The sequence below is a fragment of the Bacillus sp. OxB-1 genome (assembly GCF_000829195.1).
Taxonomy (GTDB): Bacteria; Bacillota; Bacilli; order Bacillales_A; family Planococcaceae; genus Sporosarcina.
The window spans coordinates 1,943,127-1,966,682 of the sequence record NZ_AP013294.1 but is presented as its reverse complement, the minus strand read 5'-3'; the positions used below and the strand labels follow the sequence as shown (position 1 = coordinate 1,966,682).

General features: G+C 49.9%; 21 protein-coding genes. 4 read left to right on the top strand and 17 right to left on the bottom strand.

From position 1 onward, the window contains the following. The first annotated feature begins 40 nt into the window (after window positions 1–40). Complete coding sequence (locus OXB_RS09600; RefSeq protein WP_041076595.1) at window positions 41–1,240, top strand: MFS transporter; 1,200 nt, start codon at window positions 41–43, stop codon at window positions 1,238–1,240. A 304-nt stretch (window positions 1,241–1,544) separates the two neighbouring features. Here the strand turns inward: OXB_RS09600 and OXB_RS09595 are convergent, their stop codons facing one another. The 14 genes from OXB_RS09595 to OXB_RS09530 all read right to left on the bottom strand — a co-directional run bounded on the left by OXB_RS09595 (window position 1,545) and on the right by OXB_RS09530 (window position 20,109). Then, complete coding sequence (locus OXB_RS09595) at window positions 1,545–4,151, bottom strand: VWA domain-containing protein (RefSeq protein WP_041073756.1); 2,607 nt, start codon at window positions 4,149–4,151, stop codon at window positions 1,545–1,547. Then, entirely contained in the window at window positions 4,135–5,892 is a 1,758-nt protein-coding gene (locus OXB_RS09590) for a vWA domain-containing protein (RefSeq protein ID WP_041073755.1), read from the bottom strand. Before OXB_RS09590 ends, OXB_RS09595 begins: the two co-directional genes overlap by 17 nt. A 15-nt stretch (window positions 5,893–5,907) precedes the next feature. After that, window positions 5,908–6,780 (bottom strand): DUF58 domain-containing protein, encoded by an 873-nt coding sequence (locus OXB_RS09585; protein ID WP_041073753.1) that lies wholly within the window; start codon window positions 6,778–6,780, stop codon window positions 5,908–5,910. Then, window positions 6,780–7,772: an AAA family ATPase gene (locus OXB_RS09580; RefSeq protein ID WP_041073751.1), complete on the bottom strand. Its 993-nt coding sequence runs from the start codon at window positions 7,770–7,772 to the stop codon at window positions 6,780–6,782. Before OXB_RS09580 ends, OXB_RS09585 begins: the two co-directional genes overlap by 1 nt. A gap of 24 nt (window positions 7,773–7,796) precedes the next feature. Beyond that, window positions 7,797–9,260: a hypothetical protein gene (locus OXB_RS09575; protein ID WP_041073749.1), complete on the bottom strand. Its 1,464-nt coding sequence runs from the start codon at window positions 9,258–9,260 to the stop codon at window positions 7,797–7,799. A 15-nt stretch (window positions 9,261–9,275) separates the two neighbouring features. Beyond that, window positions 9,276–10,127 carry an ABC transporter permease gene (locus OXB_RS09570; protein ID WP_041073747.1) on the bottom strand — a complete coding sequence of 284 codons (852 nt, stop codon included), beginning with the start codon at window positions 10,125–10,127 and terminating at the stop codon, window positions 9,276–9,278. A 2-nt stretch (window positions 10,128–10,129) separates the two neighbouring features. Continuing rightward, entirely contained in the window at window positions 10,130–11,059 is a 930-nt protein-coding gene (locus tag OXB_RS09565; RefSeq protein ID WP_041073745.1) for an ABC transporter ATP-binding protein, read from the bottom strand. Continuing rightward, window positions 11,056–13,461 (bottom strand): hypothetical protein, encoded by a 2,406-nt coding sequence (locus OXB_RS09560; protein ID WP_041073743.1) that lies wholly within the window; start codon window positions 13,459–13,461, stop codon window positions 11,056–11,058. Before OXB_RS09560 ends, OXB_RS09565 begins: the two co-directional genes overlap by 4 nt. A gap of 120 nt (window positions 13,462–13,581) precedes the next feature. Continuing rightward, window positions 13,582–14,475, bottom strand: a complete 894-nt coding sequence (locus OXB_RS09555) for a LysR family transcriptional regulator (protein ID WP_041073741.1) — start codon at window positions 14,473–14,475, stop codon at window positions 13,582–13,584. Next, complete coding sequence (locus OXB_RS09550; protein WP_041073740.1) at window positions 14,462–15,952, bottom strand: MDR family MFS transporter; 1,491 nt, start codon at window positions 15,950–15,952, stop codon at window positions 14,462–14,464. Before OXB_RS09550 ends, OXB_RS09555 begins: the two co-directional genes overlap by 14 nt. Window positions 15,953–16,231: 279 nt before the next feature. Continuing rightward, window positions 16,232–16,675: a cyclic-di-AMP-binding protein CbpB gene (cbpB, locus tag OXB_RS09545; RefSeq protein WP_041073738.1), complete on the bottom strand. Its 444-nt coding sequence runs from the start codon at window positions 16,673–16,675 to the stop codon at window positions 16,232–16,234. Between the two features lie 128 nt (window positions 16,676–16,803). After that, on the bottom strand, window positions 16,804–17,040 hold the full coding sequence (locus OXB_RS09540; RefSeq protein ID WP_041073737.1) for a hypothetical protein: 237 nt from the start codon (window positions 17,038–17,040) through the stop codon (window positions 16,804–16,806). A 115-nt stretch (window positions 17,041–17,155) separates the two neighbouring features. After that, complete coding sequence (gene fadH / locus OXB_RS09535; RefSeq protein ID WP_041076593.1) at window positions 17,156–17,896, bottom strand: 2,4-dienoyl-CoA reductase; 741 nt, start codon at window positions 17,894–17,896, stop codon at window positions 17,156–17,158. 158 nt (window positions 17,897–18,054) lie between these two features. Then, window positions 18,055–20,109 (bottom strand): putative bifunctional diguanylate cyclase/phosphodiesterase, encoded by a 2,055-nt coding sequence (locus OXB_RS09530; RefSeq protein ID WP_052483969.1) that lies wholly within the window; start codon window positions 20,107–20,109, stop codon window positions 18,055–18,057. A gap of 200 nt (window positions 20,110–20,309) precedes the next feature. On the opposite strand from OXB_RS09530, the gene OXB_RS09525 reads away from it, so the two are divergent. Continuing rightward, window positions 20,310–20,777 carry a YkyB family protein gene (locus OXB_RS09525; protein WP_231860307.1) on the top strand — a complete coding sequence of 156 codons (468 nt, stop codon included), beginning with the start codon at window positions 20,310–20,312 and terminating at the stop codon, window positions 20,775–20,777. Between the two features lie 38 nt (window positions 20,778–20,815). Here the strand turns inward: OXB_RS09525 and OXB_RS09520 are convergent, their stop codons facing one another. Both OXB_RS09520 and OXB_RS18435 read right to left on the bottom strand, forming a co-directional pair. Continuing rightward, a complete protein-coding gene (locus OXB_RS09520) occupies window positions 20,816–21,688 on the bottom strand; it encodes an NAD(P)-dependent oxidoreductase (RefSeq protein WP_041073736.1) in 873 nt (290 codons plus the stop codon). Window positions 21,689–21,985: 297 nt separating this feature from the next. Next, window positions 21,986–22,147: an aspartyl-phosphate phosphatase Spo0E family protein gene (locus OXB_RS18435; protein ID WP_084212432.1), complete on the bottom strand. Its 162-nt coding sequence runs from the start codon at window positions 22,145–22,147 to the stop codon at window positions 21,986–21,988. A 220-nt stretch (window positions 22,148–22,367) separates the two neighbouring features. Here OXB_RS18435 and OXB_RS09515 point away from each other — a divergent pair, with 220 nt between their 5' ends. Next, complete coding sequence (locus OXB_RS09515) at window positions 22,368–22,556, top strand: YkvS family protein (protein ID WP_041073735.1); 189 nt, start codon at window positions 22,368–22,370, stop codon at window positions 22,554–22,556. A gap of 47 nt (window positions 22,557–22,603) precedes the next feature. Beyond that, a complete protein-coding gene (locus OXB_RS17965; RefSeq protein ID WP_052483968.1) occupies window positions 22,604–23,275 on the top strand; it encodes a hypothetical protein in 672 nt (223 codons plus the stop codon). Between the two features lie 57 nt (window positions 23,276–23,332). On the opposite strand, the gene OXB_RS18850 is transcribed toward OXB_RS17965, so the two are convergent. Beyond that, entirely contained in the window at window positions 23,333–23,542 is a 210-nt protein-coding gene (locus OXB_RS18850) for a hypothetical protein (protein WP_158333669.1), read from the bottom strand. Window positions 23,543–23,556: the final 14 nt, after the last annotated feature.

The window sequence follows — 23,556 nt, the reverse complement described above, 5'->3', positions numbered from 1 at the left end:
TTTGAATGATAGAAAAAAGGTGTGAAAGTTGGGGGTACTATTGGCGGCACGGTCTAATCAATTTGCTTTATATATTCTAATGTTCAATATGTTCATTGCCATGTCGGGAATCGGCCTCATCGTGCCCATTATGCCTCAATACCTTGCGACATTCGGCGTAGCAGGGGGAGCACTCGGCTTTCTGATTGCACTTTTTTCTCTGGCGCAGTTCATCTTCTCCCCATATTCGGGAGAATTATCGGATCGGCACGGCAGAAAGACGATCATCCTGATTGGCCTTGTCATTTTTGGACTGTCGCAACTGGCATTCGGGCTATCGACCCAACTATGGATGCTGTTTGTGTCCCGCTTCTTCTCCGGTTTCGGAGCCGCTTTCCTTATTCCGCCGACGATGGCCTTCGTCGCGGACATTACGACATTGGAAAACCGGGGGAAAGGGATGGGACTGCTCGGCGCCTCGATGTCGTTAGGCTTCATGATCGGACCGGGGATTGGGGGATTCCTATCGAAGGTCAGTCTCGTCTTCCCGTTCTATTTTGCAACGGGCGCTGCGTTGTTCGCAGCACTCCTTTCGCTGTTCATCCTGCCGAATCCGAAGCCTGCCATTGCGAAAGATGATGTATTGAAGAAGAAGGAGAATCTTTTCCAACAGCTGAAACGGTCCACGACGACGCCGTACTTCGTCATCCTGATTGTCATGTTCGTCTTCTCTTTCGGTCTCGCGAACTTCCAAGCGACCATTTCGCTGTTCGTCGACCATAAATTCGGATATACCCCTATCGAGATTGCCATACTCATAACCGTCGGCGGATTTGTCGGGGTGATTGTGCAAACCTTCATCATCAACCGGCTTTTCAAACGCTTCGGGGAAATGCGCGTCATCCTTGTCAACTTGGTCGTCGCGGCGCTCTCGATTTTCGGCATCATCTTTGTCGACCTGTTCTGGACCGTCCTGCTCGTCTCCACCATTTTCTCGACGGCGACCTCCCTTCTCCGCCCTGCGGTGAATACGGTCATTTCCAAGTTGGCGGGAGAGGAACAGGGATACGCGGCCGGCATGATGAACGCCTATATGAGCCTCGGCAACATGATAGGGCCCGCACTCGCCGGAGTCGTTTTCGACGTGAATATCAACTTTCCCTATATCCTCGGAATGGTGATTCTGTTCATCTGCTTCGCACTCGCTTTCACCTGGGCCAAACGGAACGGCCCGCTGCTTGCTGAAATCCGAACGAAATAGGGAAAACCTGTCCTTGCGCGCCATGTATCCGGCGTCGAAGGACAGTTTTTTTGTTTTGATTAGGAATGGATCAGCGGCTCTCCGGGGTTGATCAGCGGTTGATGGAAGATATCAACAGTTCCTGCGACTTATCAGCACTTGGCGCAAAGTATCAGCGATCCCCGCGACTTTTCAGCACTTGGCGGAATATATCAGCGATTCCCGCGATTTATCAGCACTTGGCGCAAAGTATCAACACTCCACACCGTTGATCAGCACTGGCAAGAAATATCAGCGGACGGCTTCTGCCAAACAAAACTGGCAGTTATCTTTTCTTCTTCGCTTTCAACAATTCCGAAATGCTGTCTTGTTCGCGCGCTGGTTCTTCGACCACCGGTTCCGCCCTGCGTTTCGCGGCAACCCCTTTCAACAATCCGAACCGCCGCAATGTGATGTCGATGAAGAACAGCAGCAGGGCGGTGAGGATCAGCCATTCCACAATCGTGGTCTGCTCCCCGCTTTTATACGGATGATCCCGGAACACCCGGGTCGGATCATCCCCCTCTTCCAGCAGCTCTCCACCCGTCCGGTCGGCAATCTTCTCCAATAGTCTCTCATTCGGCTTGGAATACGTATACTCTTCCGAATAGGGGACGGAAACACCAGCCTCGAATAAACCGCCTTGATCATCCGAAACGCCGAAGAAGACGAGTCCCGGATCGGCATCCACCGTCACCCTCATTTTTCCAGGTGCAAGCGGTTCGGCGGTGAAGGGCACCTCTCCGCCACTCTCGTCGACAACCGCGACATCCAGGAAAGCCGCCTTGCGGGAACTGTCTGTCACGGTGTAGGTCCCTCCCCCTTCATGGGTGATGATATAGGGAACTTCCCGATAGGACGGCAATAGCCGGGCAGCGGCCGTATTCCAAAATTCCGGATAGTTCGCCCATCTCGCTATATCCCCGGACCATTTTCCAGTCGCATCCGAGGTGAACGCGATCGTCCGGCCGAGGCCGTACATCCATTCCGCGAGAATCGGGTCTTGCTTGTGACTCTCCGCTACGATCGTCGCCGTCTGTTTCGGAGTCGTTGCAATATAAGCATTCATTTTCGGGACACCTTCCTCAAAAAGCGAGGACCAGAGAGGGATGCCGGCCACTGTCATATAGAACGGATCGTCTTCGATGTAGGTCCGGGTCATCATGGAGGTCTCCCTAGTCAAAATGGCCGGGACCGTCGATTCATCAATGACATCGTAGAATCGGCCGCCGCCCTCTTCTGCGAGCTCTTCCAGCAAGGTCCAGTCAGCATCCGCCCCGATGGCGACTGTCGACAAAGTAATCTGCTGATTTCTGCCTTCCTCAATAAGCTCCTCGTAGCCCGGTGGCATCGGAGACTGGCCATCGGTAAGCAAAATGACATGCTTCCGTTGTAATGTACTGTCCGCCAAATCCTCATACGCCTTCAGCAGTCCCGGAAAAATATCCGTCCCTCCGTTTGCCGGAACGGACAGGATTTTTTCAATCGCCTCTTCTTTATTTCCAACTGCACCGATAGGGATGACTTCCCATACTTGGTCGTCGAACGCGATGAATCCGAACGTATCATCATCCCGCAGCAACTCGACAGATCGCGCCGCCGCTTCCCTCGCCAGAATGATTTTCGAACCGGACATACTGCCGGAACGGTCCATCACGATGACCAGCCCGAGGGACGGAATCTGCTCCTTCCCTTGCAGTTCCATCTCAACCGGTAGTAACCGTTCAATCGGCGATTTGAAATATCCGCCGAGACCGAAGCTTTCATCTCCGCCGACCATCATGAAGCCGACGCCGAATTTTTTCACAGCCTGTTCGATGACAGTCATCTTGTTTTCGCCGACTTGGTGCCCCGGGACATTGTCAAAAATGATCGCCCCATATCCAAGATAGCCCGATAGCGATTCCGGCAGCTCAGCCGCATTCATTACGTTTACGTCAATGGATTGGGAATCCAAAAGTTTCGGGATCGCCGATGGGTTGCGCTCCGTCTGGACGATGAGCACGCGCGGCGATTGTTCCAGCATCGTGACGGCAAGCATCCGATTGTTCTCAAGGATTGCATCATCCGGCACAATCAGTTTCGCTTCATACTTCAATAGACCTTTTCCTGAAGCTGCATTGCGGAATGAAAAGCGGTTTGTCCCCGGCTCCAGCTCGACTGATTCCCGTATGATTTCCTCATCATTTTGCGTGATGATCAATTCTCCCGTTGTCCGGGTGGACGACTCCACTTCCACATGGAGCAATTGCTTTTCCCCTTCGTACGCCGTTTTAGGGGTGTCAAAAAGGGCGATCGAAGCATCCGCGGTTTTCTCTTGATCTAGCAGAACCGTATCGATTTGCACCCGTCCCCCTGCATATTTCGGCAAGAGCTGTTCGACTGAACCGACCGTTTCCAATCCATCGGTCAGGAGAACGATCCGGGTCGCAACTTTGTTATTGGCAACGGCGGCAGCGAGATCGATCGCTTTCGCCAAATCAGTCGCATCATCCCTATCCGGCAGCTCCGGCAAGTCCGGGATTGTAAAGTCGGAATCCGTCAGTTTCACATCAGTCCGGAACGAACCGGCAAATGAATTTATACCGACCGACTGATTCTCTTTCCGTCCCTTCAGGCTCTCCGCAATCCATTCATCCGCCTTTTCCTGTGCCCCTCCAACCGAAACGGAGCGGTCGACGACGAATAAAATCTGTTCTTCATTGGCGCGTGATGTCAAATAGGGGGAAGTGAGGGCAAAGACGAGAGCGATGATCGCTAGGCAACGCAGGGCAAAGAGGATAGTCCCCTTCCCGGCTAGGCGCTGTCCCGACGTTTTCCATGTGAAACCCATATAAATTGCGGCAGGAATGAGCAACAGCAACCAGTATGGCTCTTCAATTCGGATATCCACGACGTCTCTGCACCTCCCATTCCGCGAGCAACAGCAGAAGGATAGGCAGGATGAAAATCCAGCCGATTCCACGGTGCCCTTCCTGTTCCGCTCCATTTTCCGCGTTTCTGCCTATCTGATAAGAGGAACCAAAACGGACCACCTTCTCTGACTGTTCCAGCTGCACAGTGAATAGACTCTCGTTGCTCCCGTCCATCGCCCGATAGAGGCCGGGCATGGAAGGTGCGACAAACTGCGAACCTTCCCCCACACTCGTCACGTATTCATCGTGTAAAGTGAACAATTCCAGACCGTCCCCGCCAGCGAGTACCGCTCTACGTTCCACCGGAGTGAAGGCCCCTAGTGATTCAGCGTCCGAGCCGAGCAGTTCTGTCGCGCTCCAGACGAATAAAGGGAAAGATGCGTGCAGCGGCCAATCGGTCATTTCCATATCAGACAGGATGACAATATCTCCCCGCTTGGATTGCTGGATGAACGGCTTGTCCCCGACAGTCGCGAGTGTCCTAAAATTCCGGAAAGGCGGATAGGTTTCCGCAACATAGACATCGCTTAGATCAGCAAGGGAGAAAAGAGGATGATCCTCCGTCAAAACGGGCCCTTCGGCCGGTTGAGCCGACTCATCGTTTCGCCCAATGAGCAATATAGGCTTCGATCCCTTTTTCAGGAATGAAACATCGTTCGTTACGACGATCGCGTTCTCCCGTGCAGCCTCCATCTCCTGCACTGCCCCCGACGTGACATCCAAATTCACTGCCTCGAACGCTTTCTTCACCAGCTCATGCAGTTGATTATCGACGATGGCTTCTCCAATCTCACTCCCAAGGAGAATGGAGGCGAAATTGTCCACTGCGTAGCCGTCCTTGACATCCAGCTCAGCAGTCAATGCTTGGAGAGGAGGCAACTCCTTGAACGACACAAGCTGTTCTTTTTCCGCTTCAATCGAAAAGTTCTGTTCAGCCAGCATGTCCCCGGTCAGCGGATCTTTGATTTGTATAGTTCCATCGAGGGCGGTGTCCGATTGATTGCCGATTTTGACGATTGCTTCATTACCCTCCGAGGTGCGGACCGCCCCGAAATTGAGAATAGAAAGGTTCACAATCGGCAGTTTCGAACTGTGAACATTCCACGAGATCGTTTCATCCGCCTCCGTGAATTGATTGCGATCCAGCTCATCTGTGAAAATGTGGACATCTGCCGGTTCTGATAGGACGAACGACTTCACAAATTCGATGGCACGGTCCATATGCTCCTGCTCATAAGCGACTTCCAGCCTCTCGATTTCCGAGCGGATAACTTCCCCGTCCGTCTCCTCCCTTACCAACAGGGTTGGCTCCTTGCCGGTCGTGATGATCGAGATGGGCTGCCCTTTCCGCTCTACGGCCAACTCCTTCATCAACGTTTTCTGGCGCTCCCAGATGGTCTGTCCATCCGACTCGGCAAGCATCGTTGCGGATGTGTCCACAACGAAAATCGTATGCCCCGCGGCCGTTCCACTCTTTTTTACGAACGGATCCAGTAGAACTACTACTAATAAAAGCAGCGCAGCCATCTGTAAATAAAAGAGGGCATTCCGCTGTAAGTTTTTCAAGTAAGGCGACACTTTCATTTCCCGCATCGATTCTTCCCAAAATAATGTCGACGAAATGGTCTTCGTCTCGTAACGTTTCCGGAAAAAATAATAGAGAAGGACGGCAAGAGGAAAGATTGCCGTCCAACTATTGATCAGCTTATCGAATCCCATCTGGCCGTCCCCTTTCTATCGCACCCAACCGGCATGCCTCATTTTCTTCGTCACCGTTTCCATGACGCCATCCGTCACTTCCGCACGCAAAAGCCCGATGCCAAATTTTCCGGCCAGCGCCGCAAGCTTCGCCTCATGGTCCAACTTTTCATTCAAATATCCGGTCACGGCCTGTTTCGTCATCGTCACTTCCACGCCACTCCCGCTTTCCACGTCGATCAAGCGGACGTCCCCTTCGTATTCCGGAGCCTGCTCAGTTGCAGAATGGACCGTGATCAGCCGGACATCACCGCAAATTCCGGGCAGCCGCCGAAAAAGATACTCCCACTTATCCGTAGCCTCCAATCCGTCAGTAATGATGAACAGAACTGTCATCGCTTTCGGAATGGAAGCGATGGCCCGATCCGTGAAATCGCTTGATGACACGGACGCCTCGATTGAAGTGATAAATTTCGTCATAGCGGCCCGGTGGACAGCCCCTTTTCTTCGAAAGAAGATTTTCTGGTCGTCAGAATACGTGGAAAATGAAACAGTGTCCCCGCTTTTCAACGCGATATGGCTGAGCGCTATCGCCAATTGCCGAGCGATATCCCATTTCCCATCCATCCCCATCGACTTCGTCGGATCGAGCAGGATATGGACCCGCATCTCCTGTTCATCCAGAAACTGTTTAATGAACGGTTTCTCTGTCCGCGCGTAGACATTCCAATCGATATGCCGCAAATCATCCCCGGGATGGTATTCCCGGAAATCGGAAAAATCAAGAGAAGAGCCCGTCTTCCGGGAACGATGAGTGCCCTTATGATGGCCGAGCCGCCTGGAACGTGAAACGATCGACAATGGATCAAGCCGCTTGGCAAGCTGATCGGGAAACAGATTCTGTCCCATTACACGGCGCTCCCTTGCTTCACTTCATCCAAAAGCTTATCGATAAGAAGATCGACGTCGATTCCTTCCGCTTCTCCTTCGTAATTGATGAGAATCCGATGGCGAAGGGCGGGTTTGGCAACCGTCTTGATATCCGCGATGGATACATGGTAGCGGCCATTCATGAGCGCCCGCGCTTTGGCCATCCGGATGATCGATTGCAGGCCTCGCGGACCGCTTCCATATTGGACATAGCGTGTCCATTCTTCCGCCGGACCGCTGCCGCCTTGCGTAGCCGCGACCAAGTCGACGGCATACTCGATCATCTCATCGGCGATGACGACCTCTTTTACCATCTCCTGTGCACGGACAATCGTTTCGGTGTCCATCACTTTCGAAATGGCCACTTGACGGGAACCGGTTGTGCGCTTCGTAATTTCCTTCAGTTCCGCCTTGGAAGGGTAAGGCAGCAGGATCTTGCAGATGAATCGGTCCATCTGCGCTTCCGGCAATGGGTAGGTCCCCTCCATTTCAATCGGGTTCTGCGTCGCCAGAACAAAGAAGGGACGTGCCATTTCCCGTGTCACGCCGAGAACGGTGACGGTCTTTTCCCCCATCGCTTCCAGCAAGGCGCTCTGCGTTTTGGGCGTGGCCCGATTGATTTCATCCGCGAGGACCATCTGGCTGAAAATCGGGCCTTTCTGGAAGACGAATCGTTGCCCGCCTGCTTCATCCCGCTCCAAAATGCTTGTCCCGGTAATGTCCGCCGGCATCAGATCCGGGGTGAACTGGATCCGGGAAAAGGAAAGGTCCAACACTTCGGAAATTGTCCGGATGAGCATCGTCTTCCCAAGCCCCGGCAACCCTTCCAACAGCGCATGGCCGTCGGAAAGGATGGCATAGAGGGAAAACTCAATTGCTTCTTCCTGGCCGACGATGAACTTCCCGATTTCCTCTTTCACCCTTCCAAGATTCCCGCTTATTTCTTCAAACTGTTCCGGTGTAAACGGCATATACCCCACATCCTTCGTGATTTTCTATTCAATGGAGGAAAAATAATCGGATAATACATTCTGGAGGTCGGAGGGAAGTTGTAATTTATCGGTACTTTGCAAATAGGATTCCTTGTAATCGCCAACCACTTGCGGATAAGGACGGATTGATCCTTTTTCCACCGGTCCATCCGTTGAACGTTCTTCGATGAAATCACCTTTTCCGTGCTCGCCTTTGACAATTGAAGGATCCGATTTCTCACCGACCCGTTCGAAGGGGATCGACAGAAGCGTCCGTCCGCCGGAACCAGTCCCCGCCCCGGCACCTTGGCCATTGCCAGTTCCTGCACCGCCGAAGCCCGAGCCCGTTCCTCCTTGACCGTTTCCTTGGCCGGTGCCTTGACCTGTTCCCTGTCCCGATCCTGCATTTCCCTGCCCTTGGCCGCTGTTGCCTTGCCCTTGATCCGAACCTTGGCCAGTACCTTGGCCGGAACTTGGGTTCTGACCGGATTGGCCGGTGCCTTCGCTTTGGCTGTCTCCTTCCCCAGCGCCTGCGCCCGGATGCCCTTCAGCCGAGCCGGATTCGCCGGCCGGACTTTGGCTTCCTGAATTGCCGGATGATGAATTTTCGGAAGTCGGATTCCCACTCGCCAACGCCGGCAGGCTCGGTGCCTTTCCGATTTTATTCAACGCGGTTTGCGCTTTGCCTACGTTCCGGGCGAGCGCATCGGCTAATTTGGCGAGCGATTTCAATTGTTCCAGTTCCTCTTCGGATAGCTGATCGGCAGATGTTTCATCGGATTCACCCGCCGTGCTCTTCTCTGCCAAATCTTGCTCTTGCAACTTCAATTCCTTCTGCTTTTTCACCACTTCCCGGAGCACTTCTTCAGGTATTTTCAACTCCTGCAACTTGTCGACAAGAGAGTCCAATTCCTTTTTCGCTTCGGGGACCGGTTCTTTTTCCGCCAGCTCTTTCACTTCTTTTTTCAGTTCTTCGACGATTTCCTTCTCTTTGACACCCGCTTCCGCTTCACGCTGTGCCTCGGATGGAAAGAGGATCAGAACGGCAAGAAGGATCGTTGCAACTCCGAATCCGGCAAGCATTTTTCCATTCAAATAATGCTTCTCCCTTTTTTTGAACCGTTCAAAAGCATCCGCCACTTCCGTTTCAGCAGAACGGACGAGTGCAGAGGCAAGGTGGGTTTCGGCTTCATTCACAGTTAAAGCAGTCAGCAGGAGATTATCCGGCAAATACGCATCCAACTTCCGGATGGCCTCCATTCTTTTGACTCGCCTATAAAACAGATAGAGCAAAGAGCCGACCAATACAACACCGGCGGAAATGGCAGCAATCCGTAGATAGTGCGGCCAAACGAACAAGCGGCTCACCGCCACGATGAGCAAGGCAGTCGCAGAGGCGGCGAATAAACCGCCCTGCAACCGATGGACGGATTTCTCGACCTGCAAACGCCGCAATGCCGACTTGACATACTGAAGCAAACTGTCCATCCGTCCAACCCCTCCTTATTTAGTCCGTTTCATATTGACACGTAAATTGGTGATGGAAATGAGCAATGACCCGATCGTTAAAATGACATAGAACGTCAAGTAGCCGACCCAAACGGGAAACTTCACTTGTGTCATTTCCGAAAGGCCTTCCGATATTCCAGGGGACAGCAGCGATGCCACGAGAACCCCCGGATTGATGGAAACGAGCATATGGCCGATATACGATGGCGGCGGCATTCCCGTGCCCATGAAATTCATGCGGGTCACCTGCATGACAAGGAGAAACAGAAACGCAGTGACAATCGTTAAAAACAGCATGACCCCATACGTCGCAATCATCGACACGATCGTCCGCCGGATCAAAGTCGAAAACATGACACCGACACTGCCGATGGCAAGCAACGTCACGAAGAGGAACAAGAACACCAAGGCGAAGCGCCCGGGTGAGATTCCTCCGAACAGGAACACCAAGCTGTAAACCGGCAACCCCGCTACGATGAGCAACAAAAGGAACGCGATGGACGACAGCAATTTTCCGGAAATGATCTGGAATGAACTTTGGGAAGTCGTCAACAAAATCGGAAGCGTCTGTTTCTCCCGTTCCGAACTGATCGTCCCGGCTGTCAGTCCCGGAGTGATGAACAAGACGAGTGCCAATTGGATGAAAGACAGCAACGCAAACAATATGAAACTTTCATCCGGCCGGAAATAGGAAGTGCCCGACACGTTCATCGTCGTGAAAATGAAACCGAAAACAAAGATGCACATCGCAATCAAGTAAAATAATAAACCATTGAAGCTTTTGGCTGACCTGAACCGGAGTTTCAATTCTTTGAAGAGAACCGGATTTGAAAAACCTGCTTTCATATTCAGTCAGCCCCTTTCGTAATTTCCATGAACACATCTTCCAAGTTGGTCACATGCTCCGTAAAGGATAGGATCGGAATGTGCTGGCCGACTGCCCGATTCAGCAACGCGACCTGATCTTCCTCGTTTCCTTTGAACGCAAACTCGACATGATTTTGCTCATCTTCCCTGATGATACGGGAGACGAAAGGCTCTTCTTCCAGGAATGAAACCAACCGGTCGGGCGAGCCGGTAGTACGGACCGTGATCACCTTTTCCCCTTGCAGCTTCGCCTGGATTTCCGCGACCGAGCCGTGCGCAATGAGTCGACCATTATCGATCACGCCGATTTCGTCACACATTTCAGCAAGCTCGGGCAAAATATGGGATGATATCAGTATCGTCTTCCCCATCTTTTTCAACGTCTTCAAAATATCCCGCATCTCCACCCGGGCACGGGGATCGAGGCCCGACGCCGGCTCATCCAGGATGAGGACTTTCGGATCGTGGATAAGGCTGCGGGCCAGACAAAGCCGTTGCTTCATTCCCCGGGATAATGCGTCCACATATGAATGGCGCTTATGGGACAAGTCCACTAATTCGAGAAGTTGCGGTATGAGTTTTTCCCTTTCTGCTGCTGGAATTCCATAGCTAGCACCGTAAAAATCAAGGTACTCCTCCGCCTTCAACTGATCGTAGACGCCAAAGAAATCGGGCATGTAGCCGATCATCTTCCGTATGTCTGCCGGATTCTCCCGGACGCTCACCCCATTGATGACGGCATCGCCCGACGTCGCCTGCAAAAGAGTGGCTAGGATGAGGAATGTCGTCGATTTCCCCGCACCGTTTGCTCCGACAAAACCGAAGACCGTCCCTTCCGAAAGAGATAAATTCAAGTCGTCGAGCGCCTTGAACTGTCCGTACTGTTTCGTCAGTCCTTTGATTTCGATCATTTTGCCACCTCGCCATTCAACGTTAGCTCCGGAGCTTTTCCTTCATTTCCATTCCGGCTGTCTTTGAAATTCATCCGGACGGTGATTTTCCCATCCGGAGAAATATAATCTTGCACATTTCGATCGACCTTGATGGAGCCGACGGAACCAGCCTCCTCAAATTCACCCGTTTTCACGTTGAGAACACTTGCCTCGTACAAGGTTTGCTGGATTTTAGACAGTTCCAACCCGGTCCAGACGATTTCCTCTGTCCGCAATTGTTCCGGGAGTTGCCAAGTTTGGATATAAACCGGTTCATCAAAATAATATTGGTCCGGAACATAACCGACCGGATGTGCCTCGAATTGATGTTCTTGCGAGCGCAGCGTCATCGACATCATCTCGGAATCGACCTCGAACGAGTCGCCAAGGATGGTCTGGACCGTAATCGGCTGCATAAGCATCGTCAGGGAGGAAACCGAAGGCGACCCTTGTTTCAACTCGACCGGGATAATCCGTGTATCCGCATAGCCGATCAGGAAAGGCTTTTCTTCCAGCCTCAAATAGTCCCCCGCAAACTGGAGAAGCCCGTCTTTCCGCATCTGGTCCAGATCATCCGCATTTTGCCGTCCGGGTCCAGTATACGGATTATATAAGGAGCGCTTCGGCACTAAAGTCGAATTTTTAATTGTTTCATCCACTTGGAGTGTCTCTCCAGGCCCGACGTCCCCGATTTGAATCAGCTGGGTTCCCGACCAAATGGATAGATCCGTCAGCGGGAATGGAAAACCGTTCGTCACCGTACCCGTCAGTTTTTTATTCTCCACCGTCAGGGCAACGTCGAATTCACCTTGCTTGTCAACGTCCGACGTTCCGAACAGCGTGGCCACATTCCAGTAGCCGACATTACGCAAATGGAGCGTGGAACCGGAGGCATCCTTTTCAAGAATGGCGTGCTTGTGGACGGTCGGAAGATTGGACGTGAACATATCCATTGGCATTTCTGCATACATTTCTGTCCCCGCCGGAGCGGTAAACGTAAAATCACCCGACTTATTGGATAAAATCGATTCCGCATAATAGCCGGTCAACGTTCCGTCCGATTCCACATTCAATACAGCGCTGTGCTGGATTTGCGCGCGGCCAATCCGATCTTTCGCCCCGTATGTGAAGATGCTGATGGACGTTAACAGGGCAACCGCCGGTATGATCCACCACGCATATTCCCGCTTATCCCTCTTTTTCAAAATGAAATACAGCACCGGGACGATCAAGATAATATAGAAGACGATGATTCCGAATAAAAGCGGAGCGGACACTTTGAATGACGGAAATAGGTCATTGGCACTTCCGATCGTATGTACAATGGTTTCGGAAGGATTTTCAAAGTTCCGATTCGTTATGGAGAGATTTTTCTCCCCTGCTGCAAATAATTGATTCCAGACGTCCGTCATCCCACCCATCGTAGCAAGCGGAGCGTCCCCTAAAGAGAAGGCCGTTTGCAAGACGAGTCCCTGCCCTAATTTCGAATAAGCGACAAGGACATCATCCCCATCCTCCAGAAGCGGCATGGCTCCCGAATTCAACGTCGTTTGGAAAGTGGAAACTGTTCCATCCAATTGGTCCGTTCCCGCCCAAGCGTTGAGGACAGCGGCATCGGTTTCGCTCTTGCCGTTCAACTGCATCGGCAGAGAATCGGTGAAAACACCCGCCTCGGCTGCCAAATTTTCCGAGCCGCCGACAATCAAGATACCGCCGGAACGGACCCATTTCAGGATGGCTTCCTGCTTTTTCTTGGACAAGTCGGAAAGTGGATACTCGTCGGCAATCATGAAGTCGACGGAACCCCATGCTGCCCCATCATCCGGAAACTTTTCGCTGCCCCAAGCGGAAATAACAAACTGACCACCCGTCCAATTGGGTAATTGAGCTTTCTTCATCGCTGCCAGCCGGTCGACATGATTTGTCATCGGCAAAATAAGTCTTGATTCTTCTCCTACCAACGATGTAGTGATGAATTGAGCCCCTTTATGAGGGATTTCCTTGCCCTTTTTCCATCCCCCTTCGTACAAGAAAATCGATTTGGCCGTACCCTGCCCGAAAGATTGTCCCGGATCGTTCACTGCCGGAATGGCAATAGTTGATGAAAATGTTTCTCCTGCATCCAAATCAAGCGGGATTGCAACTCCGCTGCCCGTCTGGTAACTGAATGGAACATCGATGACGAGATCCCCTTGGAATGCGGACGTCCCGCTATTCTCCACTGTTATCGAAAGCGGGGCCCCCTTCCCATATTTCGCCTTGCCCTCGAAGCCGGCCACCGCTTCCACTTTCAATGCAGGAGCGGCCATTGCCATCGCGGAAGGCAATGACAGTAATCCTCCGATGAATACCGTCAGACACACTGCTACTCGTTTCCACATCATGAACACCCCCGTCACTACTCATTTCACTTTGATGTAAGCGCCCGTAACCCAGGTGCATTACAATCCTTATTCTATTTAATTAGTACGTCAGTGTGAAAATAAGGTTCCTCTCTCTTCTTAATATTCATGATTTCTTTGCATCAGTTCCGCGTGGGTTTGGACAATTTGGGAGAAGGCGTCCACTTGCTTTAAGGAGAAGGTCGATTCATAGCCGATCAGCCACGTATCACGTGTCAATTCGAATTCCTCCTCATTATTGAGCAATGGCACTTTATTCACCACTTCGTCGCCGGTCAGTGTGATGGATGGCAAGATGGCATATCCGATCCCGTTCACCGCAAGTTGCTTGCATGTCTCGATTTGATCGACAGTGATCTGGCGATTCGGGTATTGATTGAAATGATGCTGCCACCACCTGCGGATTTCCATATGATAATTGGAGTCACTTTTGAACTGGACAAAGGGGCGATCGGTGTCATTTAACTCATCCAACGTCTGGATTTCCTGGTCCACTAAATAGAGCCTGTCGCGAAACAGATACTTCTTGTGGCTCTTCCAATCTACCTGGCCGCGGACGATTCCGACATGCGCCTCTCCTTCATAGAGCGCTTTGACAATTTCCGAACTCCACCCTGTCATGAGGGATATCTTCGCATCGGGATATTGTTTCACATAGTCTTTCAGCACTTGAGGAAGCCAAGCTTGGCATACGATGGAGGCGCAGGCGATCTTTAGCGTCCCGTGCACTTTATCTGCCATCGAAGCGATTAATTCGACCGTCTCTTCCCGCTTGCCGATCGCTTCCTTCGCATATTGGATGACCAATTCCCCGGCGGGCGTCGGCTCCAGACCTTTCTGGGAGCGGAGGAACAGCAGCGTCCCCCACTCCTTCTCGATGGACTGCAACCGTTGAGACAGAGCAGGTTGTGATAAAAATAAACGCTCTGCGGCCTTCCGCATATTCCCCTCCTCGGCGAGTGCTTTGATGATTTCCAATTCAGTTGTTGTCATGGTGATACCCCTTTCCACGCGGAATCCGTAATATGAGAAGCAGGCTTAACAGAGCGAACAAAGCCACCGAGAGATAAACCCATTGCAATGAAATGTCCAGAGTCGTCTGCAAGGAGTGAAGTTCGCTCGCTGGCAAAGCTTCCCTGCTGCTGGCAGTCAGCAACAGATTAATGTCATCCACTTGAAAATCCGCTTGTTGCTTATTGAATTGATAAAGGAGCGAACCGTTCAGGACAGCGCCGAAAATGGCTGCTCCTACTGTATTTCCGAGATTGCGCATGAACATATTTGCCGCAGTTGCGGAGCCCCGCTGTTCGTGGACGACGGCCCCTTGGATGGTGACGATGAATGAAGTGCTCGTCAACCCCATCCCGATACCGACGAAAAAACTCGCCAAGGCAGCCCACCACGGACCGGATTCCGCATTCATCAAAACAAATAGGCCTGTCCCGATGATAAGAGACAAACCTCCCACGAATGAAACACGGAAGGTACCATACCGGATGAGCAAGTGACCCGCAATAGAAGAAGCGATCGGCCATCCGATCGACATTGATGTCAATGTGAAGCCCGCAATGATGGCCGGTTGTTCCATCACTCCCGTGACAAACGTCGGCAAATAGGAGGATATCCCGATCAAAATGACCCCCGTTGTCATCGACACCAAATTGGCATACAAGATGACCGGGTTTTTCCAAATCGAAAACGGCATCATCGGCTCTGCCACCGTCTTCTCGACGCGGACAAAGATGGCAAACAACACGATTCCGATTCCGACCAATGCAAAACTATAAATGGATTGGCGGCTGAACGAATGCCCGCCCTCCACAAGCCAATACAAAATAGCGGATAAGGAAGTCGTTAACAGGATGGCCCCTTTGTAATCGATGGAAACCTTTTTCTCGCGGACCGGTTCATGAAGGAATAAATAAATCCCCAAAATGGCAAGCACCCCCAACGGCACATTGACCCAGAAAACGAATTTCCAATTCAAATACTGGACGAGCATTCCTCCGATCACCGGGCCGGAAACCGCGGAAATCCCCCAGACACTGGATAAATACCCTTGGATTTTCGCCCGCTCTTCCGTCGTGTAAATATCACCGACAATCGTCGTGGCAATCGGCATGACGGCACCTGCACCCAAGCCTTGCAAGAAACGGTAGCCGATCAATTGTTCCATCGTCACGGCGAACCCGCACAAGATCGAGCCGATTAAAAAAATGGCCATCCCGATAAAAAGGATTGGCTTCCGACCGAACAAATCGGCCAATTTTCCATAAATGAGCACCGTTACAGTACTCATCAGCATATAAGCGGAAAAAATCCAGCTATACCTGGAGAAACCGCCCAAGTCGGCGGCAATCGAAGGCATCGCTGTCGTGACAATCGTCGCTTCCACCGCGCCGACAAACATGGCCAACATGACTGATATTAAAACAAGTGGACGATTCGTCCGTTTCTGCTGTATTTCCATCAAGATCACTCCTTCCAAACAATGCCGCAACCATTATATTTATGTATCTTTCATATACCCCTTTTGTTGCAAGAGCCTCGCCTCCAGGCTACATTCCCGAACGGCAAACCGGAAAATCACTTTCATTAGAAAAAGGCCCCTCCACGGAGCCTTTCCCCTTATATTTTCTCTCTTCACCCTTGACACGCTTCCACCAGGAAGCTACCCCTTTGTAAACGTTGCCATAATTGAGCGAAGTGTGACCATCGCTCCCATTCCATGCGATTCTACTGTAGGACTTTACTGTTGAACAGAGTAGATATATTTTTTAAACTGTTTCAGCATCACGCGTCGTGTCAAAATTCCCGCAAAAGTGCCGTCCTCTTCCGTCACGCATAAGAATGTATGATTGATCAGAAGGTCCAGCCCTTTTTGGAATCGGTCAGTCGTTAGAATCGAAGGAATGTCGGTTTGCATAATTTCGTCGACTTTCAGTTCGGACAGTCGTTCGTACTCGATGCGTTCCAGCCCCAAAATGGAGTCGGTAATCATCCCGATGCCAAGCAACCCTTTCAGGTGGAATTTCGCATCCAAAACAGGTATGGCTGAGTATCCTGTCTTCGTCAGGACAAGAAGGGCGTGTTCTGCATTATTTCCGACTTGGACATGCGCAACTTTCTCTGATGAAATGATATAGTCCGAAACGGGCATAAAAAGAAAATCCCTGTTGTTTACAGAAATCATGTAAATCGGCTCCTTCTCTAGCTGTGCTAAGACTTAAATGAATCTTCATTTCTATCATACCACAAGAAGTACCGCCGAATCTTCTTTTCAAGCAAAAACCTCTTCAGAATCGAAGAGGTTTCGACCTTCTAATAAGAAGAGCTGAATGCATAATAGAAAATGACGATTCCTATGAAAAAGACAGCAACGAGAATCACCCAAAAGATCGGATTCAGTGTGTACGGGTGCTCCTCAATCGCTTCGGGAATCGGACTGTCCTTCCCATTCACTACCGGATCGAAACTCCGCCATTTGCGGACCGACCAGATGGTGATCGCCGTAATTATCAAAACGACAATTGCCAACGGAATTGACCATATATCCATAAGACATCCTCCTTTTATCGAAAGGATGCGCTTATCCGGTTGAATTAACCGTGGAATTACACTATTTTTCAAACCCCCTCTTTTTTATTGAAAGAGCAGGCAGAGTGCCAACCGATCAAAACGGGAATTGATTGAGCCATTGTCCGCCGTCCAAAGTAACGATTTCCCCGTTCATATAAGCGGCTTTTTCGGACATGATAAATGATGCCAACTCCGCAATTTCTTCGGGCTGGCCGAGCCTTCCGAGCGGAACGGAAGCAAGTGTCCGTTTCGCTGCTTCATCCGATTCCCACAGTTTTTCCGCTCCTCCTGTCCGATCGATCGGGCCGGGGGCAATCCCATTAACACGGATTCCATAGCGATGGCCCCACTCTACTGCCAATGTACGAGTCATCGACATGACACCCGCTTTGGCGGCGGCAGAGTGTATGACGCCGGCACCGGCACCCCAAGCGTATGTTACTAGCATATTCAAGATGGCCCCTTTTTGCCCGTTCTCGATCCAATACTTCCCGACGGCGCTTGTGCAGTAAAAGGTTCCGTTCAATACGATATCAATGACAGTTTTCCAGCCATTCGGACTTAAATCCTCCGCACGGACGATGAAATTTCCCGCAGCATTGTTCACCAATCCATCGATCCGGCCAAATTTTTCATCCGCAAAGGCGACCATTGCATCGACTGATTCCAAATCGCGCACATCCATTTGAAAAATATGGATCCTTTCCCCGAGTTCATGCTGCGCCGCTTTCAGTCTTTCCAAATCCCTGCCGGTTATAATGACTTGATGCCCATCTTCGGCAAATTTTTTCGCCATATACTTCCCCATTCCATTCGAACCACCTGTTACGATCATTACTTTCTCATCCGCCACATCAATTCCCCCTTATCACAATGAATGACTATTCATTCATATAATACCATTAAGCTCCATGTTTTACGAGAGAAATTATGCAATTTTCATTCTTTTTGATACTCAAAAAAACGGATGACTGATTTAGTCATCCGTTTCAATTATAGAATTGCGGAGAAATACTTTTCCACGATCACTTCCGCCGGCACTGCTTTACTATAAAGGAAACCTTGCGCTTTAAAGCAATTGGCTTCCAACAGAATTTGGGCTTGCAACTCTTTTTCGACACCTTCTGCAATAACATCCATTCCGAGGTTATGCGCCAGATTGATGATCGTACGGGCAATGGCCGCGTTTTTGGCATCCGTTTCGATATCTTTAATAAAGGAACGATCAATTTTGATAATATCAATCGGATACTGCTTTAAATAACTGAGGGACGAATATCCTGTACCGAAATCGTCGACCGCAATCGTCACGCCAATCTTCTTCAACTCATTCAACGTACTGATCGTCTCATCCATGTCGGTCAATGAGCTCTCGGTGATTTCCACTTCCAGCGAAGAAGGGGCGATGTCGTAGTCTATGATTTTCTTTTTCACTTTGTCGATGAACGTCTCCAGCCGGAATTGCTGCGGAGAAATATTGACCGCAATCCGGACGAACCGGAATTTCTTTTTCTGCCATTCCTTCAATTGCCGACAGACCTGATCCAGCACCCAATCGCCGATTTCATGGATCAATCCCGATTCCTCTAAAATAGGGATGAACTGCCCCGGCGACACGAAGCCGAATTTCCGGTTATTCCAACGGAGCAATGCTTCGAAACTGCTGATTTGGCCAGTCCGCAAGTCGACCTGCGGCTGGTAATGCACAGACAGCTCATCCAACTCGATCGCTCTCCGGAGATGTGACTCCATCAGTGCCTCATCCGGGAAGGTCGAATTCATGCGGTCTTGATAAAACCGGTAATGGGAACGCCCCCGCTGCTTCACGAACCGAAGCGCCTGTTCCGATTTCCTCAACAAATCTTCAAGAGTCTTGCCATCCTCCGGATAGATGGCAATGCCCAATGAAGCCGAAATGAAATATTCCTGGTGATTATAATAAAACGGCTTGGCGAAATCTCCTAAAATTTGCTGCGATAGTTTTTCCGTCTTGGCCGTCGTATGATTCGACAAGGTCATGATGAATTCATCGCCGCTTTTGCGATATAACTTTGCCGTCGCCGGGCAAATCTTCTTCAAGCGATCGGCGACGATCTTCAAAATTTCGTCCGCTCCGGTATGTCCGAGCGATTCATTGATCAACTTGAACCGATCCAACCCTAAGTGCAGAAAGGCCAAACTCTCCTCTGCCCGTTGCGCGTAGGCTGCATCCTCTGCAAAATGGGACTTCATCGCATTCCGATTCCAAAGCCCCGTCAATTGGTCATGATTCGACAGGAAATGCAATTTTTCATTGTTTTCCTGATGCAACGAGGTATCCCGCAATAGAAGATGGATTTCATTGACATATCCATCCATTAGGATCGGGATTGCTTTCAAATAAGTTGGGAGCAGATGCCCATTCTTATGGCGGAATGAAACATCGTCCATTTCAACAGTTTCCCCGCCTAATGCCCGGGCAATGACATATTTGAATTCACTCGCTTTTTCATCGTCCAGCAAGTTCAAAATGGACCGCCCCGACACTTCCTTCTGCCGGTATCCGTACACTTCGTATACCGCTTCATTGGAATACATGGTCGCATAGTCCCTGCCGATTGTAAAAATCGGATCTAAATTGCGGTCGATAAAAGACATATATTTATGTTCAAGCTCCGTTCGGTTCTCCCGTTCGGCAGCCAAGTCTTGCCGTTCATTTATTTCCAAAACAATGACGGCTTTGCCGCATTCCAGCTGACCGGTCTGCAAGTAAAGCTCGTACAACGTGGTAATGCCTTCGCTCTTCCACTCGATTTCTGTCTGTTTATAGCCTTGCGAAAGCAATTTCCTCAGTGTTGACTTGATCGGCTTCCATAGACCTCCGAAAAAATCGGAAGCCGGAATACCGGCCGACTGCTGGAAATGTCGTTGGGCCAATTGATTGCTGTATAGAACGTCAAACTCATCCCGATCATTCTTCCCGATCAGCGTCACCATATGAAAGGGGCTATCGGATAATGAAGATGACAGTATCTGGTCAAATGGTTGTGTCGCATCTAAATATCCCATGGGCGCCTCCGTCCTACCGTACGAATTCAACATAAGAATTGGGAGGGAATTTTCTCCTATCCAAATCTAGTATACTATCAATTCTTCCGTAAATATAGCAGTTTCTTATCTTTTCTTGTCGAAATATTTACACTCGTTCGTCTTTTTGGTACGATAAAGTTTGGGATTAGACGAATATCATGATGAACAGGAGGATTCTATTGAAACGAAATCATCAATCGGTTCGACAATTGGCCATTGCCATTTATGTAGTCAACCGGCATGCAAAAACGGCGACGGATAATCGGCAACTATATACGCTGAAAAAGATGGCGCTCGATAAACTGATCCGCGAAGGATTGGCGGAGAAGATCGGCCTGCATTTCGTCGACAATCCGAAACAGAGCAAACAACATTCCACGGTGCTTGTCCAATGTCAAGATTTCCTCTTCCATACCATCCCTGAAAAAGAAGATTTCCTTTCTCTTCCACACCTCGGCGAACAAGACCGGAACTCCCGGAACCCGCAGGAGCGAATGAGTTTGAACGAAGCGCGCAACCTCTTGACCCACTTCCTCGGCTTCCAACCGGAAAGGGAGGAAAAGCCGAAGCGACCTGTCGTGAAGCAAAAAGTCCGACGGGTGAACAATACACAAGGTTTCCGCTCTTCCTATTTGGACGGAAAATAAAAAGTCGATCCGTCCCTTTGCAGGCGGATCGACGCCACTCACTGTCCCTCATATCGCTTGAAAAGCACTTGCGTTCCTTTCTCCCCACATCCTTGCCCGACCAATTCATTATACATGTCCCTCGCCATTTGAAGTCCAGGCAAATGCAATTCCAATAATTCCGCTTCTTTCAGCGCAATGTCCATGTCTTTCAGAAAATGTTTGACATAAAATCCAGGCTCGAAATCCCCTTGCAGCATCCGTGGACCTAGATTGGACAATGACCAGGAACCGGCTGCACCTGACGTAATCGATGCCAGCACAACTTCCGGATCAAGTCCCGCTTGTCGTGCATACGATATGGCTTCGCAGACGCCGATCATGTTTGTCGCAATGGCGATCTGGTTCGCCATCTTCGTATGTTGTCCGGCTCCCGGCCCCCCTTGATAGATGATCTGCTTTCCAAATAGGGATAAGATCGGCAATATCTCTTCGAACACTTGCAGCTTTCCGCCACACATGATGGATAATGTGCCGTTTTGCGCCCCGACGTCCCCTCCCGATACCGGTGCATCCATCGCAGCCATGCCTCTTTCTTGTGCATCTTTTGCGATTCGTTTTGCTAAAGAAGGGCTCGATGTCGTCAGGTCTACGAGCACTTGGCCCTCTTCCCGGGCTGAGAAGACCCCTTCTGGTCCATAATAGACTTCCTCGACATCTTGCGGCAGTCCGACCATTGTAAAGACTACATCCGCGCCCGTCACCGCTTCCAGTACCGTGCTCGCCCACTTGGCCCCCTCTTTCATGAGTGGCTCCGCCTTGCTTTTCGTCCGAGTGTACAATATTATCTCATGTTCTGCGGCTAGCAAATGTCTCACGATGCTGGCACCCATCACCCCGGTGCCGATGAAAGCGATCCGTTTCTTCTCCATCCGACCATTCCCCCTTTAGTTCTTGACCTCTTCCCATCGTAACAAAGTTTCCGACACTTTCCACTCCAATTCCGACAAAAAAAGAGGACGGATCCTCCGGAGAGGGTCCGTCCACAAAAGGGGGAAATGAGAATGTTGCTGTGTTCATTTATAATGTCCCCGCTTTGTTTACTTCCTAAACATCTTTTTCAACATTTTTTTAAATCTTTTTTATTCGATATAATTTTTCATGAAGTTCATTTATCCGACCTATGATGCCTCAGCCTTGCTTACATGACTCGATCGCCGAAATCATCATTACCATTTGTCCGTGTTTTTTTGATGGATCGATTGATTAATCAACTCATCCAACTTTTGGCTGATTTCAATTGTCTCTTTAGAAGTCATCCCTAGCCGTTCCACAGCCTTAATCATCTCAATCCTGACCTGTTCAATCCTCTTATCTAAGCTACAATTCAAACTGATTTCCCCCGACCCTTCTAAATTATGGCTAATTCCCTAATTATATACCTACCCTTTAATCCATACAAAGAAACACATCCTGGAAATTACCGGAAACTTTTGCCAACTGCGTACGACTCCAAAGAAAACCCTTTACCTTCATTCTATTTTAAGGCAAACTAGAGAGGTAAACGTGAACCGCCTCTAAGAATCGGTAAGTGAAAAGGAGATGCGATCTATGAATATTGCTGAAGTGGGAAATATTATAGAGTTCAAAGACGGACTGCAAGGGATTGTGGAAAAAGTGAATGAGAACTCGGTCATTGTCGACCTCACATATATGGAAAACTTCGATGAACTGGAACTGGAAGAGAAAACGGTCGTCAATCACAAACGATACAAGATCATCCATGGAAATGAAAAGTGAAACTTTCACGTCAGTCTAGCGTCATATGGTAGAAGGAGGGGTTTTCAATGAAAAGCAAATGGAAATTACTTTCTGTTTCACTTGCAACCGCAATTCTTCTGGCCGCATGTGGAACGGAGGCCGGAAACGAAAATCCGGCCGAACAACAGGAAGAGCCTACAAATGCAGTAGAAGAAACGACTACTGGGGCACCAACTGAAAATACGGAGCCCGAGGAAAGTGGATCCACGGATACCGAAGGACAAGAAAATGCCGAAAAACCGGCCAATGGCGAAACGGACGAATTGACTGATGCCGTCCCAACAGAAAGCGATGAGCAAAATTATTCCATGGCCGTCCTGCCAGGCTATAGCTTAACGAGCGAAGAGCCGGGAAGAGACAGCTTGATGGTGGATGAAGATAGTTCAATCTTTATGCGAATTGAAACGATGGATGCAGCAGAAGTCGAAATGGACGAATTCCTGGAAAACACAAAAGAAGTCGTCAGTGCTTCGACAGACGGTCAACCTGCGGCGGAAGTGACAGATGAAGTCAAACTGCCGAAAGGCGATGGAATCGAAGATGCTGTAGCCTATTCTGCACAAACGGATTCCGTGACAGTGACGAGCACCGTTTTCGAACGGAACGGCCAACTGGTCCGCCTCACCTTCTATGATTCCCCGGATGAAAAGCACTTCGAGAACTTCCTGCGCATGGGCGAAACGATACAAAAGAAATAAATAAAAAAGGCGGCATGAATGATATCCTTATCGTCCATACCGCCTTTATTTAATTCCCTACTCATTACGATCATTACGATCTAAAAATAATTTATTCCCCCACAAACCGACGACCCAAGCTGATAGACCCGTTAGAATAGCAGAAAATACAAAAGGAGCGGTTGGAAATAAAATTCTATATCCAAAGACAATGACCCCAACAAAAAAACTACGAATAAACCAAACTTTATGTTTACTCTCTTCACGATATTCATCCCCTTTGGACATAACAAGTGCGTAGG

Bases quoted from the DNA above. Each gene is read 5' to 3' on its own strand.
- OXB_RS09555 (WP_041073741.1), bottom strand. From the start codon at position 14,475: ATGACAACAACTGAATTGGAAATCATCAAAGCACTCGCCGAGGAGGGG.
- OXB_RS18850 (WP_158333669.1), bottom strand. From the start codon at position 23,542: ATGTCCAAAGGGGATGAATATCGTGAAGAGAGTAAACATAAAGTTTGG.
- OXB_RS09570 (WP_041073747.1), bottom strand. From the start codon at position 10,127: ATGAAAGCAGGTTTTTCAAATCCGGTTCTCTTCAAAGAATTGAAACTC.
- OXB_RS09565 (WP_041073745.1), bottom strand. From the start codon at position 11,059: ATGATCGAAATCAAAGGACTGACGAAACAGTACGGACAGTTCAAGGCG.
- OXB_RS09540 (WP_041073737.1), bottom strand. From the start codon at position 17,040: ATGGATATATGGTCAATTCCGTTGGCAATTGTCGTTTTGATAATTACG.
- OXB_RS09560 (WP_041073743.1), bottom strand. From the start codon at position 13,461: ATGTGGAAACGAGTAGCAGTGTGTCTGACGGTATTCATCGGAGGATTA.
- cbpB (WP_041073738.1), bottom strand. From the start codon at position 16,675: ATGATTTCTGTAAACAACAGGGATTTTCTTTTTATGCCCGTTTCGGAC.
- OXB_RS17965 (WP_052483968.1), top strand. From the start codon at position 22,604: ATGAAAAGCAAATGGAAATTACTTTCTGTTTCACTTGCAACCGCAATT.
- OXB_RS09530 (WP_052483969.1), bottom strand. From the start codon at position 20,109: ATGGGATATTTAGATGCGACACAACCATTTGACCAGATACTGTCATCT.
- OXB_RS09515 (WP_041073735.1), top strand. From the start codon at position 22,368: ATGAATATTGCTGAAGTGGGAAATATTATAGAGTTCAAAGACGGACTG.
- OXB_RS09590 (WP_041073755.1), bottom strand. From the start codon at position 5,892: ATGGGATTCGATAAGCTGATCAATAGTTGGACGGCAATCTTTCCTCTT.
- OXB_RS09575 (WP_041073749.1), bottom strand. From the start codon at position 9,260: ATGGACAGTTTGCTTCAGTATGTCAAGTCGGCATTGCGGCGTTTGCAG.
- OXB_RS09520 (WP_041073736.1), bottom strand. From the start codon at position 21,688: ATGGAGAAGAAACGGATCGCTTTCATCGGCACCGGGGTGATGGGTGCC.
- OXB_RS09580 (WP_041073751.1), bottom strand. From the start codon at position 7,772: ATGCCGTTTACACCGGAACAGTTTGAAGAAATAAGCGGGAATCTTGGA.
- fadH (WP_041076593.1), bottom strand. From the start codon at position 17,896: ATGATCGTAACAGGTGGTTCGAATGGAATGGGGAAGTATATGGCGAAA.
- OXB_RS09550 (WP_041073740.1), bottom strand. From the start codon at position 15,952: ATGGAAATACAGCAGAAACGGACGAATCGTCCACTTGTTTTAATATCA.
- OXB_RS09585 (WP_041073753.1), bottom strand. From the start codon at position 6,780: ATGGGACAGAATCTGTTTCCCGATCAGCTTGCCAAGCGGCTTGATCCA.